At 75.1% G+C, this 10,443-nt stretch carries 10 protein-coding genes and 1 pseudogene; 6 read left to right on the top strand and 5 right to left on the bottom strand.

Features of this window, described 5'->3' with window-relative positions:
* Both MHW47_RS25745 and tuf read right to left on the bottom strand, forming a co-directional pair.
* The coding region (locus tag MHW47_RS25745) for a spermidine synthase (protein ID WP_239226152.1) at positions 1-647 on the bottom strand (647 nt) is incomplete at its 3' end.
* A gap of 70 nt (positions 648-717) precedes the next feature.
* The gene (gene tuf, locus MHW47_RS25740) at positions 718-1,887 is read right to left on the bottom strand and encodes an elongation factor Tu (protein ID WP_239226151.1); all 1,170 of its coding nucleotides are present in this window, start codon (positions 1,885-1,887) and stop codon (positions 718-720) included.
* Between the two features lie 410 nt (positions 1,888-2,297).
* On the opposite strand from tuf, the gene MHW47_RS25735 reads away from it, so the two are divergent.
* Both MHW47_RS25735 and MHW47_RS25730 read left to right on the top strand, forming a co-directional pair.
* Positions 2,298-3,008: a TVP38/TMEM64 family protein gene (locus tag MHW47_RS25735; protein ID WP_239226150.1), complete on the top strand. Its 711-nt coding sequence runs from the start codon at positions 2,298-2,300 to the stop codon at positions 3,006-3,008.
* Between the two features lie 183 nt (positions 3,009-3,191).
* Complete coding sequence (locus MHW47_RS25730) at positions 3,192-4,064, top strand: undecaprenyl-diphosphate phosphatase (RefSeq protein WP_239226149.1); 873 nt, start codon at positions 3,192-3,194, stop codon at positions 4,062-4,064.
* Between the two features lie 76 nt (positions 4,065-4,140).
* On the opposite strand, the gene MHW47_RS25725 is transcribed toward MHW47_RS25730, so the two are convergent.
* Entirely contained in the window at positions 4,141-4,518 is a 378-nt protein-coding gene (locus MHW47_RS25725) for a hypothetical protein (RefSeq protein WP_111334193.1), read from the bottom strand.
* 152 nt (positions 4,519-4,670) lie between these two features.
* Between MHW47_RS25725 and MHW47_RS25720 the strand changes: the two genes are divergently transcribed.
* Complete coding sequence (locus MHW47_RS25720) at positions 4,671-5,534, top strand: universal stress protein (RefSeq protein ID WP_239226148.1); 864 nt, start codon at positions 4,671-4,673, stop codon at positions 5,532-5,534.
* A gap of 92 nt (positions 5,535-5,626) precedes the next feature.
* Complete coding sequence (lnt, locus tag MHW47_RS25715) at positions 5,627-7,201, top strand: apolipoprotein N-acyltransferase (protein ID WP_239226147.1); 1,575 nt, start codon at positions 5,627-5,629, stop codon at positions 7,199-7,201.
* A gap of 28 nt (positions 7,202-7,229) precedes the next feature.
* Here lnt and MHW47_RS25710 read toward each other — a convergent pair whose 3' ends face one another.
* Both MHW47_RS25710 and MHW47_RS25705 read right to left on the bottom strand, forming a co-directional pair.
* On the bottom strand, positions 7,230-8,129 hold the full coding sequence (locus tag MHW47_RS25710; protein WP_239226146.1) for a Gfo/Idh/MocA family protein: 900 nt from the start codon (positions 8,127-8,129) through the stop codon (positions 7,230-7,232).
* A gap of 19 nt (positions 8,130-8,148) precedes the next feature.
* Positions 8,149-9,360, bottom strand: a complete 1,212-nt coding sequence (locus MHW47_RS25705) for an FAD-dependent monooxygenase (RefSeq protein WP_239226145.1) — start codon at positions 9,358-9,360, stop codon at positions 8,149-8,151.
* Positions 9,361-9,440: 80 nt separating this feature from the next.
* Between MHW47_RS25705 and MHW47_RS25700 the strand changes: the two genes are divergently transcribed.
* Positions 9,441-10,088 (top strand): TetR/AcrR family transcriptional regulator, encoded by a 648-nt coding sequence (locus MHW47_RS25700; protein ID WP_239226144.1) that lies wholly within the window; start codon positions 9,441-9,443, stop codon positions 10,086-10,088.
* Between the two features lie 75 nt (positions 10,089-10,163).
* Positions 10,164-10,443: pseudogene (locus tag MHW47_RS25695) on the top strand (hypothetical protein); the annotation flags it as partial.

The following is a 10,443-nucleotide window of genomic DNA, read 5'->3' as shown; positions in this document are numbered from 1 at the left end:
AAGCGGCGGCCCCGCAGCACGCCCGGCTCCGCGATCAGCGCCAGCTCGCCGAAGACGGTCGCGAAGGTGGCCAGCTGCGAGCGCAGGAAGCCGAACGGCGGCCCGTCCGCCAGGTTGGCGGCGTAGATCCCGTCCGGCCGCAGCGCGCGGGCCGCCGCGCGGGCGTAGGGCACCGAGGTCAGGTGGGCGGGCACCCGGGAGCCGCCGAAGACGTCCGCGACGAGCAGGTCGACGGAGCCGGGGGCGGTCGCCTCCAGCCGGGCGCGGGCGTCCGCCGCGTGCACGGTGACGCCGCTGTCCGCCGGCAGCGGCAGGTGCGCGGCGACCAGCTCCAGCAGCGCTCCGTCGGCTTCCGCCACCTCCTGCCGGGAGCCGGGTCGGGTGGCCGCGACGTAGCGGGGCAGGGTGAGCCCGCCGCCGCCCAGGTGCAGCACGTCCAGCGGCGCGCCCGGGGCCGCCGCGCAGTCCACGACGTGGCCGAGCCGTCGCGCGTACTCGAACTCCAGGTGCTCCGGCGCGTCCAGGTCGACGTACGACTGGGGCGCGTCGTCGACCGTGAGCAGCCAGGCCCGTTCCCGGTCCACGTCGGGGAGCAGCCGGGCGGTGCCGTGGTCCACGGCGCGGATGACGGGGATGGGCTCGTTCACTCCCCTATTGTGCGGGGGCCCTCCTCCCCCGGGTGTCCGGGGGAGGAGGGCCCGGGTGGGCCGGGGCGGCTCAGAGCAGCTCCGTGACGGTGCCGGCCCCGACCGTGCGCCCGCCCTCGCGGATCGCGAAGCCGAGACCGGGCTCCAGCGGGATGTCCCGGCCCAGCTCGACGGTCAGGGTGACCGTCTCGCCGGGGCGGGCGATCCCCGCCTCGCCGAGGTCCACGTCGCCGACCACGTCGGCGGTGCGGATGTAGAACTGCGGCCGGTACCCGGTGGTGACCGGGGTGGTGCGGCCGCCCTCGCGCCCCGACAGGACGTACACCTGCGCGGTGAAGCGCCGGCTCGGGGTGACGCTGCCCGGCGCCGCGACGACATGGCCGCGCCGCACCCGGTCGCGCTCGACGCCGCGCAGGAGCAGCGCGACGTTGTCGCCGGCCTCGGCGGACTCCATCGGCTTGCCGAAGGTCTCCAGCCCGGTGACGACGGTCTCGGTGTCGGCGCCGAGCACGGCCACCCGGTCGCCGACCCGGACGGTGCCGCGCTCCACGGCGCCGGTGACGACGGTGCCGCGGCCGGTGATGGTCAGGACGTTCTCCACGGGCAGCAGGAACGGCGCGTCCGTGTAGCGGACCGGCGTCGGCACATAGGTGTCCACGGCGTCGAGCAGCGCCTCCACCGCCCCCGTCCAGCGTGGGTCGCCCTCCAGCGCCCGCAGGCCGGAGACGCGGACGACGGGCGCCGCGTCGCCGCCGTAGCCGTGCGCGGTGAGCAGCTCGCGCACCTCCAGCTCGACCAGGTCGGTGAGTTCGGGGTCACCGGCGTCCGCCTTGTTGAGCGCGACGACGATGTGGTCGACGCCCACCTGGCGGGCGAGCAGGACGTGCTCGGCGGTCTGCGGCATGATCCCGTCGAGCGCCGACACGACGAGGATCGCGCCGTCGAGCTGGGCGGCCCCGGTGACCATGTTCTTGATGTAGTCGGCGTGGCCGGGCATGTCGATGTGCGCGTAGTGCCGGGTGTCGGTCTCGTACTCGACGTGCGAGATGTTGATGGTGATGCCCCGCTGGGCCTCCTCGGGGGCCCGGTCGATGCGGTCGAAGGGCACGAAGGTGCCGGTGCCGCGGTCGCTGAGCACCTTGGTGATGGCGGCGGTCAGGGTCGTCTTGCCGTGGTCGACGTGGCCCATGGTGCCGATGTTGAGGTGGGGCTTGGTGCGCACGTATGCCGTCTTGGGCATGGTGGATTCCTTGGGATGCGAAGCTGGATGAGGACCCCGTGGTCCGGCCGACCCTCCCCTCGCGGGGTCCGCCGGACAGACAGTCGGGGGAGGGTCAGCTTCGGGCGCCGCCGAAGGGCGCTGCGGCAGCGGCGACCGCTGCGTCTGCTGCTGCGAGGACGTTCACGGCAGCCTTCGGCGCGTCCGCGACTGCGGACGGCGCTGCGGGAAAGGCGTACCGGAACATGCTCCGATCATGCCGGGGACCGGTCCGCGCGTCGAGCGAATTACGGCGGGGGGTACGGCGGTTGGGCCGGAGGCGGGCCGGCGGACCGGGCGGAGGGCGGGCGGGGGCCGGGCGGGGCGTGGGGCAGCGGATCGGGCGGGGCGCGTTGCGGCGATCAACCCCGTTTGTCGGTTACTCTCCCCGAATGCTCGACACCGTCCCCGCCGCCCGGCCCTCCCCCGGCCTCGCCGTGCGCTGCACGCGGGTGCTGCTCTCGCCGTGGTCCCGGTTGTCGCTGCTGGTCGCCGTGCTGGTGGGCGCGGCGACGGCGATGCTGCTGCTGGAGCCGCAGCGGCTGGTGACGTCCGGCCGGCTCGGGGAGCTGAGCGGCGGTGCCACGGCGGTGGTGCTGTTCGGCCTCGCGTACGGCCTCTGCACGGTGGCGTTCGTGCCGCGCCCGCTGCTGAACCTCGCGGCGGGCGCGCTGTTCGGCGCGCAGGCAGGTCTCGCGGCGGCGCTCGGCGGTACGGTGCTGGGCGCCGGGATCTCGTTCCTGCTCGGCCGGGTCCTGGGCCAGGACGCGCTGCGCACGCTGGTGCGGGGGCGGTGGCTGCGGGCGGCGGACGGGCAGCTGAGCCGGCACGGCTTCCGCTCGATGCTGGCGCTGCGGCTGTTCCCCGGTGTGCCGTTCGCCGCCGCCAACTACTGCGCGGCCGTCTCCCGCATGGGCTATCCGGCGTTCCTGGTGGCGACCGGCCTGGGGTCGATCCCGAACACGGCGGCGTACGTGGTGGCGGGCAGCGAGGCGTCGTCGCCGACCTCGCCGGCGTTCCTGGCGGCGATGGGTTTCATCGTGCTGACGGGGGCCGGTGGCGCGGTCGTCGCCTGGCGCCGCCGTCACCGGCTCGGCGGCTGACCCCGGCGGACCGGGCGCGCGGGGGTTGTCGCCGGCTGTTCACCCCGGGGCGATACGCTGCCCGCGACCGACAGACGGAACCGGGCCCGGCACGGCCCTGTCCGCGCACCCCCCAATCCGCATGCCGCCGGGCGCCCGACGCCGCCGGCCGCTGCATGAGTACTCCGGGATGGCCCAAGCCCCATGAGCTGGTTCGAATCGTTCGTCCTCGGCCTCGTCCAGGGACTGACCGAGTTCCTGCCGATCTCCTCCAGCGCGCATCTGCGGCTGACCGCCGCGTTCGCCGACTGGCAAGACCCGGGTGCGGCCTTCACCGCGATCACCCAGATCGGCACGGAGGCCGCGGTCCTCATCTACTTCCGCAAGGACATCGCCCGGATCGTCTCGGCCTGGTTCCGGTCGCTGACGGACCGTTCGATGCGCGGTGACCACGACGCCAAGATGGGCTGGCTGGTCATCGTCGGCTCCATCCCGATCGGGGTGCTCGGGCTGACCTTCCAGGACCAGATCGAGGGCCCCTTCCGCGACCTGCGCCTGATCGCCACCACCCTGATCGCGATGGGCATCGTCCTGGGTGTCGCGGACCGGCTGGCCGCGCGCGACGAGAAGGGCGGCAGGCACCGGGCCGGCAAGGAGCGCAAGACCCTGCGCGAACTGGGCGTCAGGGACGGCCTGATCTACGGCTTCTGCCAGGCGATGGCCCTGGTCCCGGGCGTCTCGCGGTCCGGCGCCACGATCAGCGGCGGTCTGCTGATGGGCTACACGCGCGAGGCGGCGGCGCGCTACTCGTTCCTGCTGGCGATCCCCGCGGTGCTCGCCTCGGGCGTCTTCGAGCTGAAGGACGCGGGCGAGGGCCATGTGGCCTGGGGCCCGACGATCTTCGCGACGTTCATCGCGTTCGGCGTCGGCTACGCGGTCATCGCATGGTTTATGCGTTTCATTACCACCAAGTCCTTCATGCCGTTCGTGATCTACCGGATCATCCTGGGCGTGGTGATCTTCGCGCTGGTCGGCACCGACACGCTGAGCCCGCACGCGGGCGAGTCGGCGGGCTGACGCAGGGGCCCGTCGCCCCCGGTCACGGCGGGGGGCGACGGGCTCTCGCGTATGCGGGCGGTGTACGGGGCGGGGTTCAGATCTCCGTGTCGCCGGGGCCCTCGGCGCCGAACTGCTCGGCGCGCAGGGCGAGGTCCTGGAGGACGTCCGCCGACGTCACGTCCGTCTGCCCGGAGTCGTGCACCTGGGCCAGCATGGCGAACGCCAGGGTGAACGCCCCGACCAGTTGCTCGACCGCGCCCCCGACCTCGCGCCCGACGACCACCACGACGTCCTCGACGGTGGCGTCCTCCGGGATCGAGATCCTCGGCATCGTCTCGTTGAGAAGGGCGGTGACCACGGTCGAATCGGTGTCGGCGTCGTCGCGGTCCGGGTTCTCCTCCAGCAGCCGGCGCATCTCGCCCGCCTCGGTCAGGATGCCGACCACACGCTTCACGACTTCGCTCTGCTCCATCCCGCGAGCATAGGCGCCGAAGGCCCCGCCCACCGGCACAACGGCGTACCGGACCGCACCGTGCCGGAGCCCGGACGGCCGCCCCGCCTCGGCACCGCGGGGCGTGCCCCCGTAGCGTACGGAGCAGGTCCTGAACGGCGAGAGGAACCCCCATGAGCGGCACCGACCTTCCCGTGATCGCGGCGGTCGACGGCTCCACGCACAGCCTGGAGGCCCTGGACTGGGCCGCCCGCGAGGCCGTCGCACGCGCCCTGCCCCTGCTGATCGTGCACGTACGCCAACTCGACCGGCGCGCCGACCAGGCGGCGCAGGAGCGGGAGGCGGGCGAGCTGCTGGCCTCGGCGGTGCGCCGGGCGGACCGGACCGCTCCGGGGGTGCGGTCCACGACGCTGGCCCCGCTCGACTTCCCGTCCGCGGCGCTGGTCTCGCTGAGCCGGGACGCCTCGCTGGTGGTGCTCGGTTCACGGGGGCTGGGCGGGTTCCGGTCGCTGATGCTCGGGTCCAACAGCCTGGCGACGGCGTCGATGGCGAAGTGCCCGGTGGTCGTCGTGCACGGCGGCCGGGACGGCGAGGAGCCCGGCGGCGCGGACGAGGTCTTCCCGGACATCGTGGCGGGGGTGGCCGCCGACGAGAGCAGCGAAGGGGTGCTGGACTTCGCGTTCGAGACGGCGGCGGCGCACCCCGGGGCGCGGCTGCGGATCGTGCACGGCTGGACGATGTTCTCGTCGATGCTGTCCGGCGGGCCCGTCTTCGACCGGAACGCGGCGGCGGACGCGGCCGAGCGCTCGCTGGCGGAGCTGACCGCCGGCCGGCGGGCCGCGTATCCGCAGGTCGAGGTCATGAAGGAGCCGGTCAACGGCACCGCGGCCCGCACCCTGGTCACCGCGTCCGCCACCGCCTCGCTGACGGTGATCGGGCGGCGGCGGGGCGGCGAGTCGCTGGGGCTCGGGCTGTCGCCGGTCGCGCACACGACGCTCACGCACGCGATGGGTCCGGTGGCCGTCGTCCCCTGCTGACGGGCGGGCCGTGTCCGCTGCCCCACACTGGGCACAGGAGCGGGACCGGACGGCGGACGGGCCTGCCGGCGGGCGGAACGAGGAGGCGCGGCATGGGGTCGTGGGCCGGGTGGCGCGAGCGGGGCGCGGGGATGCTCGACCGGGGGCCGGTGCGGGCGGTCGCCGCGCTGCTGGCCGGTGCGCTGCCGGCGCTCGCCTTTCCGGCGCCCTCCCTGTGGTGGTTCGCCTACGTCTGTCTGGTGCCGCTCCTGCTGCTGGTCCGGTCCGCCGGTTCGGCGCGCGGGGCGGCGCGCGACGCGTGGCTGGGCGGCACCGGGTTCATGATCGCGGTGCACCACTGGCTGATGCCGAGCCTGCACGTGTTCATCGTGGTCCTCGCGGCGCTCCTCGGTCTGCTGTGGGCGCCGTGGGGGGTGCTGGCGGGCCGGCTGCTGCGGGGTCCGGTGACCGGGCGCTCGGCGGTGGCGGCCGTGGTGCTGGTGCCCTGCGGCTGGCTGATGATCGAGCTGGTCAGGTCCTGGGAGGGGCTGGGCGGGCCGTGGGGGCTGCTGGGGGCGAGCCAGTGGCAGGTGGCGCCGGCGCTGCGGCTGGCGTCGGTGGGCGGGGTGTGGCTGGTGAGCCTGCTGGTGGTGGTGGTGAACACCGCGCTGACCGTGCTGCTGGTGCACTCCGCCGCGCGGGCCGCGGCCGCCATGGCGCTGCTGGTGGGCGCGCTGGTGGTGGGGGCCGCCTGGATGTGGGCGCCGCAGCCGGAACGGACGGGGACGGCGAGGGTCGCGGTCGTGCAGCCGGGGATCGTGGCGGGTCCGGACAGCGTGGAGCGCAGGTTCGCCCTCGGCGAGGAACTGACCCGGTCCCTCGCGGGGCGGGACGTGGACCTGGTGGTGTGGGGCGAGAGCAGCGTCGGCGTCGATCCGGCCCGGCGGACCGCGACGGCGGACCGGCTGGCGGCGCTGTCGCGGGCGGTGGGCGCGGATCTCCTGGTGAACGTGGACGCCCGGCAGACCGATGCGGCGGGCCGGACCGGGATCTTCAAGCGGGCGGTGCTGGTGGGGCCCGGCGGACTCACCGGGGACCGCTACGACAAGATGCGGCTGGTGCCGTTCGGTGAGTACATCCCGGCCCGGGCGGCGCTGGGCTGGGCGACCTCGATGGGCCGGGCGGCGGGCGAGGACCGGCTGCGCGGCAGCGGTCCGGTCACGATGCGGGTGCCCGGCGCGGACGGGCTGCGGATCGGTCCCCTGGTCTGCTTCGAGTCCGCGTTCCCCGACATGAGCCGCCGGCTGGTCCGGGACGGGGCCGCGCTGCTGGTCGCCCAGTCCTCCACCTCGTCGTTCCAGCACAGCTGGGCGCCTCGGCAGCACGCCTCGCTGGGTGCGCTGCGGGCGGCGGAGAGCGGCAGGCCGGTGGTGCACGCCACGCTGACGGGGGTCAGCGCGGTGTACGGCCCGCGGGGCGAGGCGGTCGGGGCCCCGCTCGGCACGGACAGCAGCGGCACGGCCGTGTACGGGGTGCCGCTGGCGCGCGGCACGACGCTGTACGTCCGCCTGGGCGACTGGCCGGTCTACGGGGCGCTGGGGGCGCTGGCCCTGTTCGGCGCGGCGGAGGGCGTACGGGCCGCGCGCGCCCGGCGACGCACGCGGCCGGCGGCCTGCGAGGGGGTCTGAACCGGCCTCAGGCCCGGGCCGGTACGTCCTACGCGGCGTCCAGGTCGCGCAGGACGCGTTCGCAGAGGGCGTGGGTCTCCAGGGCGTCGCGGGCGCTCAGCGGACGGCCGTCGCGCACGGCGTCCAGGAACCCCAGCACCGCCTGCTCGATGCCACGCTGACGGGCCACCGGCACCCAGTCGCCGCGCCGGCGCAGACTCGGCTGCCCCTTGTGGTCGATGACCTCCGCGAGGTTGAGCACCTCGCGCTTGGAGTCCTGGCCGGAGACCTCCAGGCGCTCCTCGGTGGAGCCGCTGAGCCGGTTCATCGCGCCGATGGCGGTGAAGCCGTCGCCGGAGAGCTGGAGGACGACGTGGTGCAGCAGTCCGTCCACGATCCGGCCGCTGACCGCGGTGTGCTCGACGGGCCCGGGCACCAGGAAACGCAACGTGTCAACGACGTGAATGAAATCGTCCAACACCATGGTGCGGGGCTTCTCCGGCAGCCCCACCCGGTTCTTCTGCATCAGGATCAGCTCGCGGGGATGTTCCACGCACTGGGCGTACCCCGGCGCCAGCCGGCGGTTGAACCCGACGGCGAGCCCGGTGCCGCGCGCCTCGGCCAGCTCCACCAGCCGGGTGGACTCCTCCAGCGTGTACGCGAGCGGCTTGTCCACGTACGTGGGGACGCCCGCTTCGAGCAGCCGGCCGGCGATCTCGAGGTGGGCGGCGGTCGCGGCGTGCACGAAGGCCGCGTCGAGGTCCTGGGCGAGGAGGGAGTCCAGGTCCTGGTGGCAGCGGTCGGCCGGAATGCGGTGGGCGGCGGCGACGGCGGCCAGGGTGGCCGGGTTGCGGGTCTGCAGGTGCAGTTCGATGCCCGGCAGGGCGCCGAGGACCGGCAGGTACGCCTTCTGCGCGATGTCCCCGAGCCCGATGCAGCCGACCTTCACAGGGTGTTCCTCTCGCTGGTCAGCGCCGTGTGCCGGGCGCTTGCGTCGTCGTTCCGGCAGCATACGTGCCGCCCGGCGGACGCCAGTCGGCGATCCCGTCGAACGTGCGCAGGAGGAGGCCGGGGCCGAGGCGGGAGACCGTGGACATGAGGAGGTCCCGGGCGGCGACGGCCGGGGCGCTCGTGAGGCGCATGAGCCGGGAGACGCGGTCGGCCTTGCGGACGACGGCGGCGGTGCGCGGGAGCCGTACGGCGGTGTACGCGGCGAGGCCGGCGCCGGGGTCGCGGCCGGGGGTGAGGTGGTGGGCGAGGACGATGCCGTCCTCGATGGCCTGGTTGCCGCCCTGGCCGAGGGTGGGGGCCATGGCGTGGGCGGAGTCCCCGACCAGGACGGTGCGGCCCCGGTGGAAGGCGGGCAGGGGCCGGTCCATGCGGTACACGTCGTTGCGCAGGATCTCCTGGGGTGCGGTGGCGGCGATGATCTGCGGGACCGGGTCGTGCCAGTCGCCGAAGCGGCGCAGCAGTTCGGATCGCTCGTCGCCGGCCCGTGCTCCGGCGGGCGAGACGGCCGCCGCGTAGGCGTAGACGCGGCCGTCCTTGAGCGGCTGGGTGCCCCACAGGGCGCCGCGCCCCCAGGTCTCGTGCGGCGCGAACGGGCGGTCCGGGGCCGGGACGACGGCGCGCCACGCGGTGAAGCCGGCGTAGGAGGGGCCGGGGGCGTCCGGGAAGAGCGCGGTGCGTACGGCGGAGTGGATGCCGTCGGCGCCGACGACGAGGTCGGCCTCGATCGTCCCGTCCGGCGTGCCGACGACGGCGGGCGCGCCGCCCGGGGTGCCGGGATCGATCAGGCGGGCCGGGCAGCCGGTGCGGACGGCGGAGGCGGGGAGCCGGGCGGCGATGCGGGCGATCAGGAGGGACCGGTGGACCAGGACGAGCGGGCCGCCGAACCGCCGGGCGGCGGCGGTGGCGTCGGTGCGCGAGAGCCAGCGGCCGGACGGCGCGCGCATGCCGCCCTCGCCCTGCCAGGCGGCCAGGGACCTGATCTCGTCGCCGAGGCCGATGACGTCGAGCGCGCGCTGGGCGTTGGGGGCGAGGCCGATTCCGGCGCCGACCGGTTCCAGGGAGGCCGCGCGTTCGAGCACGGTGACGCGCCAGCCCGACCGGTGCAGGGCGACGGCGGCGGTGAGGCCGCCGATCCCGCTTCCGATGACGACCGCACGGGGCATGTCCATCGTTTTCCCTCCACCGCGACTACACCTGTAGTGACACGGCCAACGTACTACATCTGTAGTTCCGGGGGTAGGTTGCTCCCATGACCGCACGTCCCACAGGCGCCGAACGGGCCGACCTGATCGCCGATGCCGCGCTCGCCCTTCTCGCGGAGCGCGGCATGCGGGGGCTGACCCATCGCGCGGTCGACGAACGGGCCGGGCTGCCGCAGGGCTCCACGTCCAACCACGCCCGCACCCGGCAGTCCCTGCTGGAGGCGGCGGTGCGGCGGTTGGCCGAGCGGGAGGCCCGGGTCCTGCTCCCCGGCACGCTGCCGGCGGGCGACGGCGGGGTCGGCCCCGGGAGCGGCGACGGGCTCGTGGCGGCGCTCGCCCACGCGCTCCACCGCTACCTGGCGCACCATCGCGAACTGCTCGTCTGCCGCTACGAACTCGCCCTGGAGGCCACCCGGCGCCCCGAACTGCGGTCGTTCTACGACGCGACGGGCCTGCGGTTCCGGGCGCCGCTGGTGGCGATGATGACAGCGGCCGGCTCCCCGGAGCCGGAGCGGCACGCGCTGTCCGTGGTCGCCTGGTGCGAGGGGTTGATGTTCTCCTGCGCGGCCGGCTCCTACCACCGCTCCGTACCGAGCGAGGCGGAACTGCGCACCGGCTTCGAGGAATTGCTGCGCGGCCTGCTGGGGCACCCACCCGCCCCCGGTGCGGCGCGGCGGACCGGAACACGGAGCTGACCGGCGTCACTCGTGCGGGCCAATTGGGGCGCGGGGGCCGCACCGGCGGGGCGTCGGCGCCGCAGAGTGGGCCACGTGCAGCGAACCCGAACCCTCGTGACGTTCCTGGCCGGTCTCGCGATCGCGACCCTGTCGGGGTGTGTGTCCGTCCAGCCGCAGCCGGCCGCCCCCGGCCGCCCGGAGACCGGCCGGCCGGCCCACCAGCTGGCTCCGCAGACCGCCGGACCGCCGGTCCACGACAAGCTGGAGGCGGTTCCGGAGGCGAAGCGGTCCTCCCCCGCGGCCGCGCCGCCCGCCGCCCCGCCGCCGCCCCAGAACCGCCCGGCGCCCGCTCGACGTGGGCCGGAGGCCCGCC

Origin of the sequence: Streptomyces sp. OfavH-34-F (assembly GCF_022347745.1) — a bacterium.
Classification (GTDB): Bacteria; Actinomycetota; Actinomycetes; order Streptomycetales; family Streptomycetaceae; genus Streptomyces.
Note: the sequence above shows the minus strand (reverse complement) of the source record. Positions and strands in the feature narration are given on the sequence as shown.